The sequence below is a fragment of the Mycobacterium sp. MUNTM1 genome, from assembly GCF_054660795.1.
In genome coordinates this window covers 19,605-38,868 of the sequence record NZ_BAAGDE010000016.1, presented here as the reverse complement: position 1 = coordinate 38,868, position 19,264 = coordinate 19,605, and the positions used below count along the sequence as shown (strand labels likewise).

Annotated in this window: 21 protein-coding genes and 1 pseudogene; 5 read left to right on the top strand and 17 right to left on the bottom strand. The window is 70.1% G+C overall.

The genetic code is table 11. The annotated features are described in order from the left end of the window. Window positions 1-35: 35 nt before the first annotated feature. Genes ACYQ8K_RS11600 through ACYQ8K_RS11580 form a run of 5 tightly spaced genes read left to right on the top strand, consistent with a single transcriptional unit; the run spans window position 36 to window position 4,876 of the window. Window positions 36-587: an alpha/beta hydrolase gene (locus ACYQ8K_RS11600; protein ID WP_459969115.1), complete on the top strand. Its 552-nt coding sequence runs from the start codon at window positions 36-38 to the stop codon at window positions 585-587. Between the two features lie 20 nt (window positions 588-607). After that, on the top strand, window positions 608-2,002 hold the full coding sequence (locus tag ACYQ8K_RS11595; protein WP_459968999.1) for a glutamine synthetase family protein: 1,395 nt from the start codon (window positions 608-610) through the stop codon (window positions 2,000-2,002). After that, a complete protein-coding gene (locus ACYQ8K_RS11590; protein ID WP_459968997.1) occupies window positions 1,983-2,732 on the top strand; it encodes a gamma-glutamyl-gamma-aminobutyrate hydrolase family protein in 750 nt (249 codons plus the stop codon). Before ACYQ8K_RS11595 ends, ACYQ8K_RS11590 begins: the two co-directional genes overlap by 20 nt. Further along, a complete protein-coding gene (locus ACYQ8K_RS11585) occupies window positions 2,729-4,093 on the top strand; it encodes an aldehyde dehydrogenase family protein (protein ID WP_459968995.1) in 1,365 nt (454 codons plus the stop codon). Before ACYQ8K_RS11590 ends, ACYQ8K_RS11585 begins: the two co-directional genes overlap by 4 nt. 3 nt (window positions 4,094-4,096) lie before the next feature. Next, a complete protein-coding gene (locus ACYQ8K_RS11580; protein ID WP_459968993.1) occupies window positions 4,097-4,876 on the top strand; it encodes a 3-oxoacyl-ACP reductase in 780 nt (259 codons plus the stop codon). On the opposite strand, the gene ACYQ8K_RS11575 is transcribed toward ACYQ8K_RS11580, so the two are convergent. The 17 genes and pseudogenes from ACYQ8K_RS11575 to ACYQ8K_RS11495 form a co-directional block, all read right to left on the bottom strand. Further along, on the bottom strand, window positions 4,873-5,826 hold the full coding sequence (locus ACYQ8K_RS11575) for a PPE family protein, SVP subgroup (protein WP_459968991.1): 954 nt from the start codon (window positions 5,824-5,826) through the stop codon (window positions 4,873-4,875). The genes ACYQ8K_RS11580 and ACYQ8K_RS11575 overlap by 4 nt on opposite strands. Before the next feature lie 156 nt (window positions 5,827-5,982). Next, window positions 5,983-6,444: a hypothetical protein gene (locus ACYQ8K_RS11570; protein ID WP_459968989.1), complete on the bottom strand. Its 462-nt coding sequence runs from the start codon at window positions 6,442-6,444 to the stop codon at window positions 5,983-5,985. Between the two features lie 85 nt (window positions 6,445-6,529). Then, window positions 6,530-7,654 carry an alkaline phosphatase family protein gene (locus tag ACYQ8K_RS11565; protein ID WP_459968987.1) on the bottom strand — a complete coding sequence of 375 codons (1,125 nt, stop codon included), beginning with the start codon at window positions 7,652-7,654 and terminating at the stop codon, window positions 6,530-6,532. Between the two features lie 21 nt (window positions 7,655-7,675). After that, a complete protein-coding gene (locus ACYQ8K_RS11560) occupies window positions 7,676-8,422 on the bottom strand; it encodes a DUF6390 family protein (RefSeq protein WP_459968985.1) in 747 nt (248 codons plus the stop codon). A gap of 3 nt (window positions 8,423-8,425) precedes the next feature. Further along, entirely contained in the window at window positions 8,426-9,565 is a 1,140-nt protein-coding gene (gene hypD / locus ACYQ8K_RS11555; RefSeq protein WP_459968983.1) for a hydrogenase formation protein HypD, read from the bottom strand. A gap of 12 nt (window positions 9,566-9,577) precedes the next feature. After that, window positions 9,578-9,850, bottom strand: coding sequence for a HypC/HybG/HupF family hydrogenase formation chaperone (locus ACYQ8K_RS11550; RefSeq protein WP_459968981.1), 273 nt, complete (start codon window positions 9,848-9,850; stop codon window positions 9,578-9,580). Between the two features lie 21 nt (window positions 9,851-9,871). After that, window positions 9,872-10,984, bottom strand: a complete 1,113-nt coding sequence (gene hypE, locus ACYQ8K_RS11545) for a hydrogenase expression/formation protein HypE (RefSeq protein ID WP_459968979.1) — start codon at window positions 10,982-10,984, stop codon at window positions 9,872-9,874. After that, window positions 10,981-11,649: a D-sedoheptulose-7-phosphate isomerase gene (locus tag ACYQ8K_RS11540; RefSeq protein WP_459968977.1), complete on the bottom strand. Its 669-nt coding sequence runs from the start codon at window positions 11,647-11,649 to the stop codon at window positions 10,981-10,983. The genes hypE and ACYQ8K_RS11540 overlap by 4 nt, the downstream gene beginning before the upstream one ends. Further along, window positions 11,646-12,419: a HypC/HybG/HupF family hydrogenase formation chaperone gene (locus ACYQ8K_RS11535; protein ID WP_459968975.1), complete on the bottom strand. Its 774-nt coding sequence runs from the start codon at window positions 12,417-12,419 to the stop codon at window positions 11,646-11,648. The genes ACYQ8K_RS11540 and ACYQ8K_RS11535 overlap by 4 nt, the downstream gene beginning before the upstream one ends. After that, the gene (gene hypF, locus ACYQ8K_RS11530) at window positions 12,416-14,797 is read right to left on the bottom strand and encodes a carbamoyltransferase HypF (protein ID WP_459968973.1); all 2,382 of its coding nucleotides are present in this window, start codon (window positions 14,795-14,797) and stop codon (window positions 12,416-12,418) included. Before hypF ends, ACYQ8K_RS11535 begins: the two co-directional genes overlap by 4 nt. Before the next feature lies 1 nt (window position 14,798). Next, window positions 14,799-15,065: a HypC/HybG/HupF family hydrogenase formation chaperone gene (locus ACYQ8K_RS11525; RefSeq protein WP_459968971.1), complete on the bottom strand. Its 267-nt coding sequence runs from the start codon at window positions 15,063-15,065 to the stop codon at window positions 14,799-14,801. Between the two features lie 3 nt (window positions 15,066-15,068). Next, window positions 15,069-15,566, bottom strand: coding sequence for a hydrogenase maturation protease (locus ACYQ8K_RS11520; protein ID WP_459968969.1), 498 nt, complete (start codon window positions 15,564-15,566; stop codon window positions 15,069-15,071). Between the two features lie 17 nt (window positions 15,567-15,583). Beyond that, a complete protein-coding gene (locus ACYQ8K_RS11515) occupies window positions 15,584-15,703 on the bottom strand; it encodes a DUF6893 family small protein (protein WP_459968967.1) in 120 nt (39 codons plus the stop codon). After that, window positions 15,691-17,047, bottom strand: a pseudogene (locus tag ACYQ8K_RS11510) (hypothetical protein). The gene ACYQ8K_RS11515 and the pseudogene ACYQ8K_RS11510 overlap by 13 nt, the downstream one beginning before the upstream one ends. Then, the gene (locus tag ACYQ8K_RS11505) at window positions 17,044-17,688 is read right to left on the bottom strand and encodes a DUF6084 family protein (RefSeq protein ID WP_459968965.1); all 645 of its coding nucleotides are present in this window, start codon (window positions 17,686-17,688) and stop codon (window positions 17,044-17,046) included. The pseudogene ACYQ8K_RS11510 and the gene ACYQ8K_RS11505 overlap by 4 nt, the downstream one beginning before the upstream one ends. After that, window positions 17,685-18,329 (bottom strand): DUF5947 family protein, encoded by a 645-nt coding sequence (locus tag ACYQ8K_RS11500; RefSeq protein ID WP_459968963.1) that lies wholly within the window; start codon window positions 18,327-18,329, stop codon window positions 17,685-17,687. The genes ACYQ8K_RS11505 and ACYQ8K_RS11500 overlap by 4 nt, the downstream gene beginning before the upstream one ends. Next, a complete protein-coding gene (locus ACYQ8K_RS11495) occupies window positions 18,326-19,213 on the bottom strand; it encodes a NifU family protein (protein ID WP_459968961.1) in 888 nt (295 codons plus the stop codon). The genes ACYQ8K_RS11500 and ACYQ8K_RS11495 overlap by 4 nt, the downstream gene beginning before the upstream one ends. Window positions 19,214-19,264 lie beyond the last annotated feature (51 nt).

The following is a 19,264-nucleotide window of genomic DNA, read 5'->3' as shown; positions in this document are numbered from 1 at the left end:
ATGCCGTTTGGCTGTAGCGTGCTTGGGTGTCCTCGATGATGACCACCCTGGACGGGTTCGGTGTCCCGGTGGTTGTGGGCGGCCCGGAGAACGGCGTCGTCGTCGTCATACTGGGCGACGAGGACCGCGCCCCGGCCGCCTACGACGCTGTCTGCGAGCGGCTGCACACCGCCTCGCTTCGGACGGTCGTGGTCGGCTTCGATCCGCGCCTGACGCCCAAGTCGATGATCGGCATCCTCGATGCGCTGGGCATCGGGTGGGCCGTGGTGATGGGCGACCGTGCCGGCGCCGAACTCGCCTGGGAGCTGACCGCGACCAAGCTGGGCCGGTTCGTCGGGCTGGTGGTGATCGACCGCGGCCATCCGCGGGCCGCCAATTACGAGGGCGCCATCACCGACGGACACTGCCCGCCGGTCGAGATCGGCACCACCGTGTTGGTCAGCTCGCCGGCCGCCCGGGCGGTGGCCGAGGCCAGCCAGCGCTTCGTCTACGCCGACTACCGGGTGGTGCACCTGGGGCGGCGCACCGTGCAGGAGTCGACGGCGCAGCTGGCCGCCGAGATCATTTTGCGCACCAGCAGCTGGTAGCGCCTGGTTGACTGACGGTCATGGCCAGTGAAGAACGTGCTGTGACCGATCCGAACGCCGCGATGTTGTCGTTGCCCGCGCTCGATCGGCTCGTCGGCACCGGCGAGGTGGACACCGTCATCGTGGCGTTCGCCGACATGCAGGGCCGGCTGGTCGGGAAGCGGATCGACGCGCGGCTGTTCGTCGACCAGGTGGCCGACCACGGCGCCGAGTGCTGCGGCTACCTGCTCGCCGTCGACGTCGACATGAACACCGTGGGCGGGTACGCGATGTCGAGCTGGGACACCGGATACGGCGACACGGTGGCCAGGCCCGACCTGTCCACCCTGCGGCGCATTCCCTGGCTGCCCGGCACGGCGTTGGCGATCGCCGACGTGGGCTGGGCCGACGGCGGCCCGGTCGCCGTGTCGCCGCGGGCGATCCTGCGCCGCCAGCTGGACCGGCTGGCCGACCGGGGCCTGGCCGCCAACGTCGCCACGGAGCTGGAATTCATCGTCTTCGACGAGCCCTACCGCCAGGCCTGGGCCAACGGCTACCGCGGGCTGACCCCGGCCAGCGACTACAACATCGACTACGCGATCTCGGCGTCGTCGCGCATGGAGCCGCTGCTGCGCGACATTCGTCAGGGAATGATCGGCGCCGGCCTGCGATTCGAGGCGGTCAAGGGCGAATGCAACAGGGGGCAGCAGGAAATCGGTTTCCGGTACGCCGACGCGTTGGTCACCTGCGACAACCACGTCATCTACAAGAACGGCGCCAAGGAGATCGCCGACCAGCACGGCAAGAGCCTGACGTTCATGGCCAAATACGATGAGCGAGAAGGGAACAGCTGTCACGTTCACCTCTCACTGCGTGATCCGCAGGGCGGCGCGGTGTTCGCCGATCCCAGCCGCCCGCACGGCATGTCGTCGGCGTTCTGCGGCTTTTTGGCCGGCCTGCTGGCCACCCTGCGCGACTTCACGCTCTTCTATGCGCCGAACATCAACTCCTACAAGCGATTCGCCGACGGCAGCTTCGCGCCCACGGCGCTGGCGTGGGGATTGGACAATCGCACCTGCGCGCTGCGGGTGGTCGGCCACGGACCCAACACCCGGGTCGAGTGCCGCGTCCCGGGCGGCGACGTCAACCCGTATCTGGCGGTGGCGGCGATGGTCGCCGGCGGGCTGTACGGTATCGAACGGGGGCTCGAGCTACCGGAGCCCTGCGCGGGAAACGCCTACCAGGCTCCGGGCGTCGAGCGGTTGCCCGTCACGCTGGCCGAGGCGGCCTCGGTGTTCGAGCACTCGACGCTCGCGCGGGACGTGTTCGGTGACGACGTGGTCGCCCACTATCTGAACAACGCCCGGGTGGAGCTGGCGGCGTTCAACGCGGCGGTCACCGACTGGGAGAGGATGCGTGGGTTTGAACGCCTCTAGGTCTACGCTGCGCCCGGTGATCGGCCTGACGACGTACCTGGAGCAGGTGCAGACCGGCATCTGGGACATCCGCGCCGGTTACCTGCCTTCGGACTACTTCGAAGGCGTCATCTTGGCCGGCGGGATCGCGGTGTTGCTGCCGCCGCAGCCGGTGGACGCCGAGATCGTCGACGCGGTACTGGACGGCCTGCACGCGCTGGTGATCACCGGGGGATACGACCTGGATCCTGCCAGCTACGGCCAGCGACCGCACCCGACCACCGACGCGCCCCGCACCGACCGCGACGCCTGGGAATTCGCGCTGTTGCGGGGCGCGCTGCGGCGAGGCCTGCCGGTGCTCGGAATCTGCCGCGGCGCACAGGTGCTCAACGTCGCGCTGGGCGGTACGCTGCACCAGCACCTGCCCGACGTCCTCGGGCACAGCGGGCACCGGGCGGGCAACGGGGTGTTCACCAGGCTGCCGGTCCGCACGGTCCCGGGCACCCGACTGGCCGCGCTGGTCGGGGAGTCCGCCGACGCGCCGAGCTATCACCACCAGGCCGTCGACCGGGTGGCGGACGGCCTGGTGGTCAGCGCGCGGGACGCCGACGGCGTCGTCGAGGCGCTGGAGCTGCCGGGCGACAGGTTTGTGCTTGCGGTGCAATGGCATCCGGAACAGTCGCTGCAAGACCTGCGGTTGTTCGCCGCGATCGTCGATGCCGCCCGGTCCTACGCGGGGCGCGCGAGTTGAGCGCCACGCGGCTGATCAACCCGGCAACCGAGGAAGTGCTGCGCTCGGTCGAACACGCCGACGCCGCCGCCGTCGACGACGCGGTGGACCGGGCGCGGGCCGCCCAGCGGCGGTGGGCTCGGCTGTCCCCGGCCGAGCGGGCCGCCGGCCTGCGCGACTTCGCCGCCGCCGTCGACGCCCACCTGGGCGAGCTGGCCGCGCTCGAGGTCGCCAACTCCGGACATCCCATCGCGTCCGCCGAATGGGAGGCCGGTCACGTCCGCGACGTGTTGAACTTCTACGCGGCCAGCCCGGAACGTTTGTCCGGCAAGCAGATTCCCGTGGCCGGTGGCCTGGACGTCACGTTCAACGAGCCGATGGGCGTGGTCGGCGTGATCACCCCGTGGAACTTCCCGATGCCCATCGCGTCATGGGGCTTCGCACCGGCCCTGGCCGCGGGCAACGCGGTGCTGATCAAACCCGCCGAGGCGACGCCCCTGACCACCCTCCGGCTCGGTGAGCTCGCGGTGCAGGCCGGACTCGACGCCGACGTGCTGCAGGTGCTGCCCGGTCGGGGCGCGGTGGTCGGGGAGCGGTTCGTCACCCATCCCGACATCCGCAAGATCGTGTTCACCGGGTCCACCGAGGTCGGCAAGCGGGTGATGTCCGGTGCGGCCGCCCAGGTCAAGCGGGTGACCCTGGAACTGGGCGGCAAGAGCGCCAACATCGTGTTCGCCGACTGCGACCTCGAGCGCGCCGCCGCCACCGCACCGGCCGGGGTGTTCGACAACGCGGGGCAGGACTGCTGCGCCCGCAGCCGAATCCTGGTGCAGCGCAGCGTCTATGACCGGTTCATGGAGCTGCTCGAGCCCGCCGTCACCGGCGTCGTCGTTGGCGATCCGGCGTCCCGGGACACCGAGATGGGTCCGCTGGTGTCGGCAGCGCACCGCGACAAGGTCGCGTCGTATGTGCCCGACGACGCGCCCGTCGCCTTCCGCGGCACCGCGCCAGGCGGACGCGGATTCTGGTTCCCGCCAACGGTTCTGACTCCGCGGCGCACCGACCGCAGCGTCACCGACGAGATTTTCGGCCCGGTCGTGACGGTGCTGTCCTTCGACGACGAGCACGACGCCGTCGCGCTGGCCAACGACACCCGCTACGGGCTGTCCGGATCGATCTGGACGGACGACCTGTCCCGTGCGCTGCGCGTGTCCAGGGCCATCGAATCCGGCAATCTGTCGGTGAATTCGCACTCGTCGGTGCGGTACAGCACGCCGTTCGGCGGGTTCAAGCAGTCCGGTCTGGGCCGTGAGCTGGGCCCGGACGCGCCGTTGCACTTCACCGAGACCAAGAACGTGTTCATCGCGATCAGGGAGGACTAGGCGGTGGCGGTCGATCTCACCCAACGATTGGCGGGCCGCGTGGCCGTCGTCACCGGCGCCGGCGGCGGCATCGGGCTGGCCGCGGCGCGGCGGATGCACGCCGAGGGCGCCACCATCGTGATCGGCGACATCGACGCCGACGCGGGCGGCACGGCGGCCGACGAACTGTCCGGCCTGTTCGTGCCCACCGACGTGTCCGACGAGGCCGCGGTCAACGCGCTCTTCGACACCGCGGCGCGGGCCCACGGGCGCATCGACATCGCATTCAACAACGCCGGCATCTCGCCGCCCGACGACGACCTCATCGAGAACACCGAACTGCCGGCGTGGCAACGCGTCCAAGACGTCAACCTGAAGTCGGTGTACCTGTGCTGCCGGGCGGCGTTGCGGCACATGGTTCCCGCGCGGCAGGGCTCGATCATCAACACGGCGTCGTTCGTCGCCGTCCTGGGGTCGGCGACGTCGCAGATCTCCTATACCGCCTCCAAGGGCGGGGTGCTGGCCATGTCGCGCGAGCTGGGTGTGCAGTTCGCCCGGCAGGGCATCCGGGTCAACGCGTTGTGCCCCGGGCCGGTCAACACCCCGCTGCTGCAAGAGCTTTTCGCCAAGGACCCCGAGCGGGCCGCCCGCCGGCTGGTGCACGTCCCGGTGGGCCGATTCGCCAATCCCGACGAAATCGCTTCGGCGGTAGCATTTTTGGCCAGCGATGATGCGTCGTTCATCACCGCTTCGACGTTCATGGTGGACGGCGGCATCAGCGCCGCCTACGTCACCCCGCTTTAACCGCCGTACTTGTCGGCCGCATGTGACCCGGGATGCTCGCTGATCGCGACCAGGTGGATGGGCTCGCCGACCCGCGCCTCGCGCATCCGCTCCATCATGGGGGCGGCGGCCACCCAGGCGCGCGGCACCGACAGCACGCCGACCGGCATCCCGCGGCCCAGGCCCGCGTGCACGCCGTCGGGGGCGGCGGGCTTGGGGAACAGCGACTGCAGGGCCGCCGTCTTGTTCATCGAATTGAGGTGGCCGATCGCGAAGTCCGACGGCGCGGTCACCGAATTCAGTTTCGACAGCGACGGGGTGACCGCGGCGAGGGACGCCTCGAGCGTGGCCAGCGGCGACGACGCCAGCCCTTTGAGGGTGTCGGGGATCGCCGACATCAGTTCACGGCCGGCGGACACGACGTCCGGTGCGGACTGCAGGGTCCAATTGCGTTTCGTCACAGCGGGTTTGCCGGGCGGAGCGGGGAAGGGGGCCATCGTCACGGCACCGGCCGCGGCCTCGGCATAGGCGTGCATGGCGTCAACGTTTTGCGCCCACATCGCGTCGTACTCGGCATCGACGTTCGCGATCGCCGCGCTCCGCTGGCCCAGGCAATTCGCCGACGCCAGCGAGATTCGGTGCGCGCGGTTGCCGGCGATCTCCGGCGGGGGCACCGTCGCCGTGAAGGCCGACTGATGGGCGCCGGCCGCCGCCGCGAGCTGGGTGGCCGCGTGCTCGCTGCGGGCCGCGACGGCGTCGAGCCAGTCCAGGTAGCGTGCTGCGGCTTGGCCGAGCGCCGCGGCCTCGCTCTCAGCCAGCCGTGCGGTCGCCGCGCGGTAGTCGGCCGCCGCGCGGAAGAGCCGCGCGGCCAGTGCTTCCCACGCCGCCGCGGCGCGCATCATCGATCCCGCGCCGGGACCCGAATACATCAGCCCGGAGCTGATCTCCGGAGGTAGCGCCGCGAAATTCATGACAACCTTCGCCTGCCGGTGGCGGTACACGTGGTGCCCGAAAACATGAGGGTCTTCTTTCACGAGATAGACACGGGGGTTACAAGCCGCGGGGCGCTCACATGTTGCGCACACACACCGTGCGTCGGCGAAACACGCCCACCCCGGGCGTAACGATCAGCGGCGGGCGACGCAGATCAGGGTCAAGATATCTCGGTCGGGCGCGATGGCCGCGGGCGCGCGGGGGTGGCTGCCGACGGGCGCAAAGCCGATCGGGGTGAACGACAATGGCGCCGGCGTAAGCACCGATTGCGGCGACAACCGGTTCCACGTCGGGGGCCGTTCCTTGGTCATCCACGCGCTGCGAAACGGCTTCTGGTGGGTGTTGTTCGCCGGTGCCGAAGAAGACCGCGCGGCGGCCAGGGCGGGGCGGCCGACGGAGACGGGACGCTCCTGCGTCGGCCCGCCCTGCGCGCCGACGGCCGCCGCGGTCCACGCAGCCGGCTCCGGCGGGGCCGCGGCGGCGAAGTTGGGCCGCACCCACGAGCCCGTGACCAGGGCGGTGAACACCCCGAGCGCCGCGGCAACCGCGATGGCCAGCTGCCATCGCCGAGTTACGCCAACGCCCCGGAAAACCACAGTGCACCGAATGTACCGCGCGAAAATCGGTGAACGGTTCCAGCGAGCTGTGAACTCGATCCGAGTGCGATGTGTGTTTGCGCAGCTACGGCCGGAAGGCGAGGAGCGGGATCGCCATCTCCGCCGCGGTGGCTCCGCCGTGAAAGCCGACCAGGCGGGCCGTTTCCGGGGGTTCGTGCGCGCTGGCCAGCACCGCGGTGTCGCCGGAACAGACCACCACCACGTCGCCAAGCCGCTCGGAGTGTGGCGCGGCGACGGGCCCGAACATGCCGGTGGCCACCGCCTGCTCGCGGCTGTACACGTTGGCGCGGCGGTCCAGCAGCTCGCCCCACGCGGCCCGCACGTCGGCGGCGGCGCCCGGCTCGGTGTGCAGATAGCGCACCCGCGGCTCGCCGGCCACCACCCGGATTCCCGCGGCCAGCCGGGGGTCGGTGTCGAGGTCGATGCGCGCCTCGGGTGGGACGTTGATGCCGCCGTGGTCGGCGGTCACCAGCACCGCCGCGTTGGCCGGCAGCGCGTCGAACAGGCGCGACAGCAGCGCGTCGATGTTGGTCGCCGCGGTATGCCACTGCTCGGAGCCGACGCCGAAGACATGGGCGGCGGTGTCGAGCTCCGCGGTGTAGCCGTATACCAGCCCGGGCGCCGCGCGCAGCTCGTCGGCCACCAGCCGCGCGTAGTCGTCGGTGGGGCCGGCCGGGTGGACCTCGGCGCCGCGATACGCGGCCTCGGTCAGCCCGCTGCCGAGGAACGCGGCCGGCAGCACGGCGCGGGCGCTCACGCCGGCGTTTTTGAGCCGTTCGAACCAGGTCGGCACCGGCTGCCAGAGGGCGGGGGGCGGGTCGTCGCGCCACCGGACGTGGTGCAGCACTCGGTCGGTGCCAGGCACTCTGAGCGTGAAGCCCAGAATGCCGTGTTCGCCCGGGAGCGCGCCGGTGCCCAGTGACACCAGGCTGGTCGGCGTGGTCGACGGGAACGTGCAGTCCAGCCGGGTCAGCCGGCCGGTGGTACCGGCCAGCACGGACGCGAGCAGCGGCGTGGTGCCGCCCAGCTGCGGGAGCAGGTGCCAGCCCAGCCCGTCGACCAGCACCACGAGCACCCGGTCGATCCGGTCGGCGCCGGCCCAGTCGGCCAGCGCCAGGTTGTCCACCCCGCCCGGGGCCCCGAGCAGCGCGGCCGCGGCGGGCAGCACGTCGCACAGGGAACCGGGCACCGGGCCAGTCTGGCGGTGAAGTCAGACGCGCGCCAGTCGGTGGTCGGTCGCCAGCAGCTGCCGATTCGTGCAGTCGGTGAGCGCGCAGAGCTGCGCCGGCGACAGCCGGCCGCACAACCGGCCCCAGTGCATCGCCACCACATCACCGGCGGCCACGTCGGGCACGGCGCTGTACCCGTCGGCCCACACCTCGAGCACACGCGCCGCCGGTTTCGACAGCGTGAGCGCCCGACCATCCCATGCCAGCCTCCGGCACAACACCTCGACGCGGTCGGCGTCGCGGAAAAGCACTGTCCCCGAGGTGATTCGGCAGTTATCCAGCACGCTCAGCGGCTGCTCGTCGGAACCCCGGCCCAAGAACCGCGTCCACGGATACACCCCGAACACGTGGAAGCAGTGGTTGCCGGCGGCCTCGCACGCCAGATCCGAGGTCAGGTGCGACCAGTAGTGGCCCGCCTGCGGGCCGATGATCGCGAGCAGCGCGTCGAAGAACTCCTGCGGGTCCAGGCCGGCGGCGACTCCGCCGCCGAGCCAATACGATTCGACCAGGCGGTAATCCAGCGGGTCGGCGATGCCGGTCAGCTTCGACAGCACCCGCAGATACGGCCACGCGCCGGAGAACTGGGTCGCCGCCCTGCGCACGTCGGCGAGCGACCCGTCGCGCAGGGTGGCGCCCAACGGCGGACCGCAGTAGCCGAGCGCGTTGGGCGCGTAGGCGTAGCGGGCGAACATCTCGGCGCCCGCGTCGCGGCTGTCCGAATCGGCCAAGGATCACCCCCGACCGGCCTGGCCCACCAGCTTGACGGCGTCACGGTGCATGCGGCCGAAGTTGTAGTACGCCGCGCACGCGCCCTCCGGGGACACCATGCACGTCCCGATCGGCGTCTCGGGTGTGCAGGCGGTGCCGAAAACCTTGCACTCCCAAGGCTTGAGCACACCCTTGAGCACCTCGCCGCACTGGCAGGCCTTCGGGTCGGCGACCCGCACGCCGGGCATCGCGAACCGCAGCTCGGCGTCGAACTCCGCGAAATCGTCGTGCAGCCGCAGCGCGCTCTGCGAGATGAAGCCCAACCCGCGCCACTCGAAGTGTGGGCGCAGCGCGAACACCGTGCCCATCAGCGCCAGGGCGGCGGGGTTGCCGTGCTCGGGCACCACGCGCTTGTACTGGTTCTCCACCTCGCAGCGGCCCTCGCGGATCTGACGCAGCAGCATCGCGACCGAGGCCAGGATGTCCAATGGCTCGAAACCGGCCACCACCAACGGCTTTCGATACACCTCCGGGACGAACCGGTAGGGGCGATTGCCCACCACGGTGGACACGTGCCCGGGGCCGATGAAGCCGGACAGTCGCAGGTCCGGCGACTCCAGGATGGCCCTGATCGGCGGCACGATGGTCACGTGGTTGCAGAACACGCTGAAGTTGGGCAGGCTCAACTCGCGCGCCCGCACCAGCGTGACCGCGGTCGACGGCGCGGTGGTCTCGAAACCGATCGCGAAGAACACCACCTGCTTGCCGGGGTTGTCGACCGCGATCTTCAGCGCGTCCAGCGGCGAGTAGACGAACCGCACATCGGCCCCGCGGGCCTTGGCGTCCAGCAGGCTGCCGTGCGAGCCGGGCACCCGCATCATGTCCCCGAAGCAGGTGAAGATCACGTCGGGCTGGCCGGCCAGCCACATCGCGTCGTCGATGCGGCCCATCGGGATCACGCAGACCGGGCAGCCGGGGCCGTGCACCAGTTCGACGTTGTCGGGCAGCAGGTGTTCGATGCCGTGCCGGTAGATGGTGTGCGTGTGCCCGCCGCACACCTCCATGAACTTGAACTCCTCGCCGCCGGCCCCGGCCAGGTGCTCGATGGCCGTCAGCAGCTTGCGCGCCGCGGCCGGGTCGCGGAATTCGTCAACGAATTTCATTGCCGCTCCTCGTCAAACGATGGCCGACGAATCGAAGGCCTGCATTTCGGTCGTGTAGGTGTCGCCGAGTTTCTTGATGGCCGCCAGGGTCAGCAGCGCCTCGGTCTCGTCGATCTTGGCCATCGCGAACCCGACGTGCACCAGCACCCAGTCGTCCGGTTCGGGCATGTCGTTCTCCAGCAACCGGACGCTGATCGTCCGCTGCACGCCGCTGACGTCAACCTTGGCCAAGCAGTTGGCTGGATCGGTGATCTCCACGATCCGGCCCGGAATGCCCAGACACATCTCGGCGTATCTCCTTTCTGGTCAGCAGATCCGCGGCAGCGGGTCGCCGACGAGCATGTCGACGATCCGGGTGCCGCCGAATCCGGTGCGCAGCACCACGCTTTCGGCGGGTTCGGTGACGATTTCCCCGACCTCGGCCGCCTGCGCGCCCAGGGGGTGCGACCGTAGCGCGGCCAGTCCGGCTTCGGCCTCCTCCGGTGCGACGACGGCGACGAACTTGCCCTCGTTGGCGACGTAGAGCGGGTCGATGCCGAGCAGTTCGCAGGCGCCATTCACCATGGGCGCCACCGGAAGTCGCTCCTCTTCGAGCAGCACACCGAGGCCGCAGGCCTGGGCCAACTCGTTGCACACGGTGCCGACCCCGCCGCGGGTCGCGTCGCGCATCCACCGGGTGGACGGGGCGGCCGCCATCAACAACTCCACCAGCGGGCTGACCGACGCGGTGTCCGAGGCGATGTCGGCCTCGATGGCCAGATCGCCGCGGGCGAGCATCACGGCCATGCCGTGGTCGCCCATCGACCCGGACAGTAGCACCTTGTCTCCGGCGCGGACCGACTGCGCCGACAGCGTGCGCCCCGCGGGGATGACGCCGGTTCCGGCGGTGGTGATGAACAGGCCGTCGGCCGCACCCTTGGGCACCACCTTGGTGTCGCCGGTGACGACCTGCACGCCGGCGGCCGCGGCCGCGGCGGCCATGTCGGCGACGATCTCTTTCAAATCGGCGATCGGGAAGCCCTCTTCGAGCACGAACGCCGCCGAGATCCAGGACGGCACCGCGCCGGCCACCGCCAGGTCGTTGCAGGTGCCGTGGATCGCGAGTTCTCCGATGGAGCCGCCGGGGAACCGGCGGGGCTGCACCACAAAGGAATCCGTCGACATCGCCACCCGCTCGCCGCCGGGCAGGGCCAGGACGGCGCCGTCGCCCAGCGACTCGAGCAACGGGTTACGAAACGCCTCCACGAACACCGCGTCCACCAGCGCCGCCGACGCCTTGCCGCCCGCCCCGTGCGCGAGGGTCACGTGATCGTCGAGCAGTCGGGGGCGACGCCGGCGGAACGACTCGATCCGCTCGATCACGTCGCCTTCGCCGAACCGCGGCCCCGACGACAGATAGTCGCTCGCTTGGTTTTTCATGCGCCCCCCCGATCGTGAGCAAGGCAATCGTGGACGGTCAGCCACAACTGGTAGCCGACCAGCGCCTGCGACTCCTGAATGCGGTGCACGCTCTGCGAACGAACGACGAAACAGGCGTCCACATTCGGGTTGCTGACGAAGGCGCCGCCGTCGTAGCCGGAGAACCCGATGGTGTACAGGCCGCGCTTGTGCGCCTCGGCCAGCGCCGCCAGCAGGTTGGGCGAGTTGCCGCTGGTCGACATCGCGATCGCGATGTCGCCGTCGCGCGCACGGGCGATCAGCTGCCGGGCGAACACCAGCTCGAACCCGACGTCGTTGCCCAGTGCGGTCAGGATCGCCTGATCGGCGGTCAGCGACCAGGCCGGCAGGGGATCGCCGAGCGGTGGGCGCGCGAACAGCCCGGCCAGCGTGGTGCAGTCGGTGCAGCTGCCGCCGTTGCCGAAGGTGAACATTCTTCCGCCGGAGGCGAATCGGCGCGCCAGCTCGGCACCGGCGGCCGCCAGCAGGTCGGCGTTGGCCTCCAGCGTGGAGCGTCGCAGTGCCAAACTTTCCGACGCCTTGGCCTGCGCGGACGCGGCGAGGTCGGCGAGCAGCGCGGAGGGGTCGTCCTCTTCGGCGTCGATGAACGGATACAAGAAGTTGGTGGGCTCGTAGGTCGGACTCATGAAACGTCCTCCTCCACGGGGTCTGATGGCGCTGCTCCTCGGATCCCGGCTGCGCCGGCATCGTCGTCGCAGACGCGGCTGATCGCCGTTCCGGCGTGCACCAGCACCAACTCACCGGGAGCGACCGGGTCGACGAGCGTGGTGACCACGTCCTCGACCCCCCGAGCGGTGCGCACCTTTGCCTGCCCGTCGACGCCAGCGCTCACCACCTCGCCGAGCCGGCCCTCGTCGCTGCACGTGACGCAGACCTCCTCGTCGCGTTTGGGTTTGAGCAGCCCGGAGTGTTCGAAGCAGACGTGGGTCAGCTCCCACAGCAGGTGGTAGAACAGCACGAAGCCACCGGTGGCGGGCACGCGCGGATCGGGATCGTCCAGCCACAGCACGTGATCGGCCACGACGGCAGGGGGCGCCTCGCCGCTGCCGATCCAGATCGTGGTGGCGCCCCACGCCGGCGCGCGGCGCATCACCGAGCGCACGTCCGCGTTGTCGGCACCGGAGATCGCGACCACGATGTCGCCGGGCCGCACCGACACCCGAACGAGATCGACCAGATCGGCTCCGGTCAGTGCCACGGCCGGCAAGGCCCGCTTGCCCATGATCACCGGGTGGACGAATTCGACCGCGATGTGCAGCGCATGAGGTTCCCACGACGGCGCGATCGACCACATGGTGGCGCCCGCTGCGAATCGCTTGGCCAGCGTCAGGGCGGTGGCGGCGAGGTCTTCGGCCAGTTCGGCGCTCAGCCCACGATCGATGGCGGTGGTGATCATCGCGTCAACCCCTCCTCCTGTCCGGTCAGCGCCGAGACCGCGGCCTGCCCCAGGGCCAGCCCGCCGTCGTTCGGTGGCACGAGACGATGCGTGAGCACTTCAAACCCGTTCTGCCGCAGCAGCGTACGGCAGGCGTCCAGCAAGAGGACGTTCTGGAACACCCCGCCGGTGAGGCCCACCAGTGTGGTGTCGCCAGCCACCTGGGTGACGACCTCGGCGACGGCGACGGCGACGGCCTGATGAAACGCCGCGGCCAGCACCGCCGGTCGTGTTCCGGCGTACAGCGCCGCCACCATCGTCTGGACCATCGGCGCCGGATCGATCACCCCGTCGGGGCCCACCGTCAGGGGCAGCGACGGCCGCGCGCGGATTTCGCCGGCCGACTGCGCCAGCGCCTCGAGTTCGATCGCGGCCTGCCCCTCGTAGTCAATGCGGTGCCGCACCCCGAGCAGAGACGCGACCGCGTCGAACAGCCGGCCCATGCTCGAACAGGGCACGCAGCCCGCCCCGGTCTCCAATTGCGAACGGGTGAGCCGCAGTTCGTCGGAGGTCGCGGCGGCTACCGGCGCCAGGTCGGCGGTCCAGTCGATGTCGGCGGTCCACAGCTGCGACAGCGCCATTCGCCACGGATTGCGCACCGCCGCGTCGCCGCCGGGCAGCGGCACCGCCGACAGGTGGCCGGCCCGGACGAAACGATGGCTCCGGGTGTCGAGGGTGAGAATTTCGCCGCCCCAGATGGTTTCGTCGCAGCCGTAGCCGGTGCCGTCGAAGGAGACCCCGACGATGGGTTCGCCGAGGCGCCCGTGTTCGGCCAGCAGCGACACCACGTGGGCGTGGTGGTGCTGGACCAGATCCAGCGGACGCTCGTCCGCATGACGCTCCGCCCAGCTCCGCGTGTGATAACCGGGATGCAGGTCGGCGGCCAAACGCCCCGGGCGGCCGCGGATTTCACTGAGCTGGCGCACCACCCGCTCGAACGCGCGCAGCGTTTCCCAGGTGGCCATGTCGCCGATGTGACCGGACAGGTAGGCCCGGGGGCCGTCGGTGAGGCAGAAGGTGTTCTTCAATTCGCCGCCCACGGCGAGCACGGCGGGGCCGTCAAGCTTCAGGTCGATCGGCAGCGGCGCGTAGCCGCGGGACCGCCGGATCGGCAGCTCGTGAGGCCCCTCCTCGTCGTGCACGACGCGTACCACGGAGTCGTCGCACGGCACGTGGATCGGCCGGTCGTGGTCGAGCACCGCGTCGCACAAAGCGGCCGGGGGCCGCAGAAGTCTGCGCGCGGCATCGCCGTCGGTGAAGCAGATCGGCTCGTCGGAGCGGTTGGCACTGGTCAGCACCAGCGCGTCGGGCGGCGGTCGGGAGGCACCGGGTACCGGCGCCAGCAGCAGGTGATGAATGGGGGAGTACGGCAGCATCAGCCCCAGCAGCGGGCTGCCGGGCGCGACGGCAGCGGCGACCGGCGCGTCGGCGCGCCGCCGCAGCAAGACGATCGGGCGGGCCGGACCGCACAGCACCTCGGCCTCCGCGGCGTCGAGGTGGGCGTAGCGACGTGCCACGTCGAGGTCGCGCACCAGCATGGCAAAGGGCTTGGCGCCACGCGCTTTCCGCTGCCGCAACGTGCCGACGGCCGCCTCGTCGTCGACGGCGCAGGCCAGGTGGTAGCCGCCGACTCCCTTGATGGCCACCACCGCGCCGGATGCCAGCGCGCCCTGGGTAGCGGTCAGCGCGGCGTCCGAGCCGCTCACCCGCCCGGCCGGGGAGGCGAACCACAGGCTCGGCCCGCAGTCCGGGCACGCGATGGGCTGCGCGTGGAATCGGCGATCCGCCGGGTCGTGGTATTCGGCGGCGCAGCGCGCGCACATGGCGAAGCGCGACATCGTGGTGGCGGGCCGGTCGTAGGGCAGTGCGGTGATGATGGTGAACCGCGGCCCGCAGTTGGTGCAGGTCACGAACGGGTGCCGGTAACGGCGGTCGCGCGGGTCGAACAGCTCGGCGACGCAGTCGTCGCACACCGCGATGTCGGGCGGGACGGGGGTGGTCGAGCCTGCGGCCAACCGGCTTGGCACGATCAGGAATTCGGGTGGGCAGGCGGGATCGGCGGCGACGTCGGCGAACCGTGCCTCGGCGATCCGCGCCAGGGGCGGCGCCTCGGCGCACAGCCGGCGCCCGAAGTCCGCCACCGCGGCGGGCCGCCCCTGCACCTCGAGGAAGACCGCGCCCGAGTCGTTGCCGACGAATCCGGCCAGGCCGAGCTCGGTTGCGATCCGATGCACGAACGGGCGGAAGCCAACCCCCTGTACCACGCCGGTCACCGTGACGCGTTGCCGCACTTGGGTGTCGGCGGGGCCGGGTCGCAACAGCAGGGGGGTGTCGGTCATCTCAGCCGGCCTCCGGGTGGGGTGTCAGGTCGGTGCGGCCGCGTCCCATCAATTCCAGGCCGGCCATGGCTTGTTCGGCTCCGGCCTGATCCGTCTTCTCGACAACGAAGCCCATGTGGATGATCACCCAGTCGCCGGGCGCGAACGTCTCCTCGGGCAGCATGCCGACGTTGACCTTGCGTTGTTCGCCCGTGACGTCGACGAGGGCGAGCTGACCCTCGAAACCGTCCAGCATCGTGATGACCTGGCCCGGTATGCCCAAACACATTGTTCAGCACCCCGTTTCGGCCGTCGGCGTTGTCGCACCGTGCAACGCCGCGACGATCTCCTCCACCGCCCGCGCCGCCCGCGGGACGGCCCGTGCGACGGGTTCGGTCAGCCCGATGCCCTCCTGGACGCTGCCCGCCTCGCATCCGACGACCACGGTGTAGGGCGGCTGGCCGCCCAGCGCCCGCAGGCTGGCGAAAACCGCCGCGGGATCCATGCTGTGTCCGTCGAGGCCGTTCGTCTCGGGCGGCGAAGCGTGATCGGCCTGAAAGACGTGCAGCGTGCCGGGGTGGCCCTGGCTGGGCACGGCGTCGACCAGGACCAGGGTGTCCCACTCCTCGAGCAGGTCATAGGCCAGGTGCATGCCCCGGATTCCGTAGTCGATGACCTGGACCATCGGATCATCTTGGGGTAGTTCAGCATTGCGGACCACTTCGGAGCCGAACCCGTCGTCTCCCAGAAAGATGTTGCCGATCCCGGCTACCAGGATGCGCGTCGTCATGGTGGCACTCGTGTCGGTTACATCCGCCTCAACTTGAGATAACGACGGGCATCCGGCACCGATATCGCGCCGAACACCACCGCGATCGCGGCTACCAGCGCGACGAGGGCGATGAATATCCAACCTAGGACTTCCATGGTGAACTCCTCTCAGGGGTTTCTGCTGTGCTGCGATTGCAGCGGTTCGACTTCGTCGGGGGAGAAGTACAGGTACCGGCCGTACCAGTCGTGCAGCTCGGCGGCCGGGTCGTCGTCGACGACTACGCCGACGTGCTTGTTGCCCTCGACGTCCTCGTGCACCGAGGTGACGCGGGCGGTCTTGCCGGCGACGAAGATGTCCTGCGCGTCGGCGTTGCGCCGCGGCCGCAGCCGGACCTTGCTGCCGCGCGCAATCCGGATCCCGTTCACCAGCACCGCATCGATCTCGGGTCGTACGGCGTTGTCGGCCAGCGGATCCCACCAATCCACGCCGTCGGGGATCTCGGGTAGCAGGCCGGCGGAGGCGTCGAGCCCGTGCGGGTCGCGCAGCACGCCGTGCAGTCGTGCCATGGCCTCGGGCGACATCGCGTCGCATTCGTCGATGATTCGCGCGGCCCGCGGGTCGGTCGCCCGGGCCTGCGCCTTCTCGTCGTCGGTCATCGTCATCACGCGCAGGGTGAGGATCTCGTCGATCTCCGTGCAGTCGTACAGGGCCGTGTCGCTCTGTTCGGCGACCTCGGGGTGGTCGTAGAGGATGATCGGTGAGATCAGCAGCACGTCGTCGGTGCCCGGCGGCCCGGCCAGCACCGGGAAACAGCGGTGCCGCCCGCAGCGGGACACCGCATCGGTCGCGGCCTGGGGTGGCTCGAGCAGCGAGATGAACCGGCCGCCAACCACTTCGGCGATGAGGTGCGTCCCGATCATGGATCGCGCGATCGCGTCGTCTTTGTCGCGAGCGGGAGCGCCGGTGTTCGTGACCCGCACCGAGACCCGGCGCAGGTCGCCGTCGGGCTCGCCGGTGACGGTCAGTTCGCCCCGTATCTCCTGTCGTTCGCGAACCAGCCGGCCGCCGTCCAGGTTTTCGACGTCGGTTGTCGCGCCGGCCGTCACCGGCAACGACCAGGGCTGATCGCCGAACGCCAGGGGGCCGAAGGAGATTTCGCATTCCACGGCCTCATCCCACGTCAGCCACGACCCGGCCGGGGTGCGGAGCTCGTCGACGGGAACGAAATCTCCGGCGCCGGTGGCCCGTTCGGCCCGCCGGTGCTGCAACTGTAGGAAGCGCACCACCAGCGTCAGCGCCCGGGGGCCGTCGACCAGGAAATCCGCGGCCAGGGTGTCGTCTTCGCCCAGTCCGGCCTCGGCCGCGCCCGGCGGGCCTAAAACACCGAACTGCCAACGCGATTGGTTCTTGCTCGACGTCCCCCGATACGGGTACAGCAGATAGCCCTCGTAGAGCATCGCGTCGGCGACGGCGCGGGCCCGGTCCCAGCTCGATGTCATCGTGACACCTCGTGATCCACCGAGGCATCCAGCAACGCGATGACCGCGTGGTCGAAGTCGAGCATTCCGTGCGCCGACTTGTAGCCGGCCAGCTCCGCGATGGTCTCGTGGCTCAGCCGGATCCAGCCGCTGTTGGGATAGTGCTGTGCGATCAGGTCGCGCCAGACCGTGACCGGCATGGCGTAGCTGTCCTCACAGTCCCAGGACACCTGCTGAACCGAGAACCCGCGCTCGGAGTTGACGAAAATCGTTCCGCTGAACAGGAATTGCAGTGGCACCGTCCCGTCGCGCAGCGCGTGCAGGTATTTGGCGGCGGCGACCTCGAAGTCGTAGGTGCAATCCAGGGACAGGGTCGCGGTCGTGTGACCGGTGAAGCCCGGCACCATCGCGGTGCAGTGCTGCCACAGGAAGGTGCGCTGAGTACTGGCCCAGCGTTCGCGGCCGCCGAACAGATCCCTCAGCCCGGCCGCTTCGTCGTCGGAGTAGGCCCGGCGCAGCGGCTCGATGCGGACCTGGCAGCGCAGGGCGATGGCGTGCACCGGGTCATCGCCGCCGGCGGTGACCCCGACGCGGGCGGTGAGCACCGGGCTGACGCTGTACGGCTCGGCGGCCACGTCCAGAACCTCGAAGCTGGCGTTCATCGCGGTGTCCTTGTGGCTCGCGCGGCGAGCCGGTCGAAGAAGTCGTCGATGAATTCGCGGGCCTGCTGGCCGCCGTCGAAGCCGCGCCACACCATCCGCAGGCGTCCGACGAATTCATAGCAGGCGTCGATGGGCACTAGATAGGTTTGTGGCTGCGACAATTCGCCGTCCTGGGCGCTGTCGGTGACCCGGACGAGCAGCGCCTCCACGTCGTCGGCCAGCAGGCTCACCCGCGGGTCCGCGCCGCGAATGGTGTCCCAGACCTCCATGTCCAGCTCGGACTCGGTGGCCCCGGCCGGTCCCGGATAGAAGGCGACGGTATGGCCGAGAGCGGAATTGGTGAAGAAGAAGGCGACCCCGACCGGGATCTGCAGCGCCTCCCACACCAGGCGGTCCAGCGCGAAGTCGGGAAACGACAGATACCGGTCCGGCACCGCGCGGTACCGCAGGTCGGCTTCGGTGTCGGTGAACAGCAGATAGCAGGCGCGGCAGACGCACATGAGCTGGCGGCCGGCCACATTGACCACATGCTGGTGCTCGTCGGCGATCGACTCCGCGCACATCTCGCAGCGCTCGCCCGCCGGCTCGGGGGCGCGACGGTCGCCCCGGATGCGATTGAGCACGTCGTAGGGAGTTGTCATGTGCGGGCTCCCAGTGGTTCGGCCAGTGCCACCGAGGGCACCCCGTCGCGCAGCAGCAGGGGGAGCGGCTCCAGGTGGGCTCCGTTGGGACCGGCACCCGCGTGCACGATGTCGAACTGCGTGCCGCAGCGCGGGCAGCCCAGCAGCACGTCGCGCAGTTGTGCACCCGCCAATGAGTCGTCGCACACCGGACAATGATCGCGGTAGGCCAGCGGCAGGTCGCCGACCCTGCACGCCAGGACCGCGGTGCCCGAAACCAGGAACCCCGCAACGTCACCGGGCTCCAACTCGGCGAGTTCGGGCAGCGGATACCAGGATGAACCATTCGAATGTACATGTGCCATCAACGATTCGGTGGGAATCACGCTTGGGGCGGGTTCGGTGGTGACCACCTCGATCGCCGAAATCTCCGGTGCGGCCGCGCGGACCGCGTCCTGCACGGCCAGTTCCAGCGTCACCGCTGACGACGGGCAGCTCTTACAGCTGCCGGTAAACGCCAGCCGCACGACATCATCGTCGGTGACCTCGAGCAGGTCGACGTCGCCGCCGTGCGAACCGAGATAGGGCCGCACCCGGTCCAGGGCGTCGGAGACCCTGCGGTGCACGTCGTGCGGATGCAGGCCGTGCACCAGGAGCAGGCTGGCCACCAGGTCGTCGGTGGCCAGCCGCTCGACCAGCCCCCCATCCGGGTCGGGATCGCCGGCCATCCGCATGATCCGCTCCAGCCCGGCGCCGTAGAGCCCGACTACCTCGCGAACCAGTTGCTGCGCCCGGTCATACGCGGCGGTCCCACCTGCTGCGCAGGAATCCAGCAGTGTCTGGATCCGATCGCCCGCCTCACGCCACTGCGCGTCGTTCGCGGACTTGCCCGGGCGATCCGCCATGTGTCCTCCAATATTGTGACGACCCGCCGCGCCCGGCTTCGCCGCGCTTGC

Excerpts from the sequence above, each read along its gene's own strand:
- ACYQ8K_RS11515 (WP_459968967.1), bottom strand. The coding sequence starts at position 15,703 with ATGGAAGTCCTAGGTTGGATATTCATCGCCCTCGTCGCGCTGGTAGCC.
- hypD (WP_459968983.1), bottom strand. The coding sequence starts at position 9,565 with ATGAAATTCGTTGACGAATTCCGCGACCCGGCCGCGGCGCGCAAGCTG.
- ACYQ8K_RS11500 (WP_459968963.1), bottom strand. The coding sequence starts at position 18,329 with ATGACAACTCCCTACGACGTGCTCAATCGCATCCGGGGCGACCGTCGC.
- ACYQ8K_RS11600 (WP_459969115.1), top strand. The coding sequence starts at position 36 with ATGATGACCACCCTGGACGGGTTCGGTGTCCCGGTGGTTGTGGGCGGC.
- ACYQ8K_RS11495 (WP_459968961.1), bottom strand. The coding sequence starts at position 19,213 with ATGGCGGATCGCCCGGGCAAGTCCGCGAACGACGCGCAGTGGCGTGAG.
- hypE (WP_459968979.1), bottom strand. The coding sequence starts at position 10,984 with ATGAAAAACCAAGCGAGCGACTATCTGTCGTCGGGGCCGCGGTTCGGC.
- ACYQ8K_RS11540 (WP_459968977.1), bottom strand. The coding sequence starts at position 11,649 with ATGAGTCCGACCTACGAGCCCACCAACTTCTTGTATCCGTTCATCGAC.
- ACYQ8K_RS11550 (WP_459968981.1), bottom strand. The coding sequence starts at position 9,850 with ATGTGTCTGGGCATTCCGGGCCGGATCGTGGAGATCACCGATCCAGCC.
- ACYQ8K_RS11520 (WP_459968969.1), bottom strand. The coding sequence starts at position 15,566 with ATGACGACGCGCATCCTGGTAGCCGGGATCGGCAACATCTTTCTGGGA.
- ACYQ8K_RS11575 (WP_459968991.1), bottom strand. The coding sequence starts at position 5,826 with ATGAATTTCGCGGCGCTACCTCCGGAGATCAGCTCCGGGCTGATGTAT.
- ACYQ8K_RS11505 (WP_459968965.1), bottom strand. The coding sequence starts at position 17,688 with ATGAACGCCAGCTTCGAGGTTCTGGACGTGGCCGCCGAGCCGTACAGC.
- ACYQ8K_RS11595 (WP_459968999.1), top strand. The coding sequence starts at position 608 with ATGGCCAGTGAAGAACGTGCTGTGACCGATCCGAACGCCGCGATGTTG.
- ACYQ8K_RS11525 (WP_459968971.1), bottom strand. The coding sequence starts at position 15,065 with ATGTGTTTGGGCATACCGGGCCAGGTCATCACGATGCTGGACGGTTTC.
- ACYQ8K_RS11535 (WP_459968975.1), bottom strand. The coding sequence starts at position 12,419 with ATGATCACCACCGCCATCGATCGTGGGCTGAGCGCCGAACTGGCCGAA.
- hypF (WP_459968973.1), bottom strand. The coding sequence starts at position 14,797 with ATGACCGACACCCCCCTGCTGTTGCGACCCGGCCCCGCCGACACCCAA.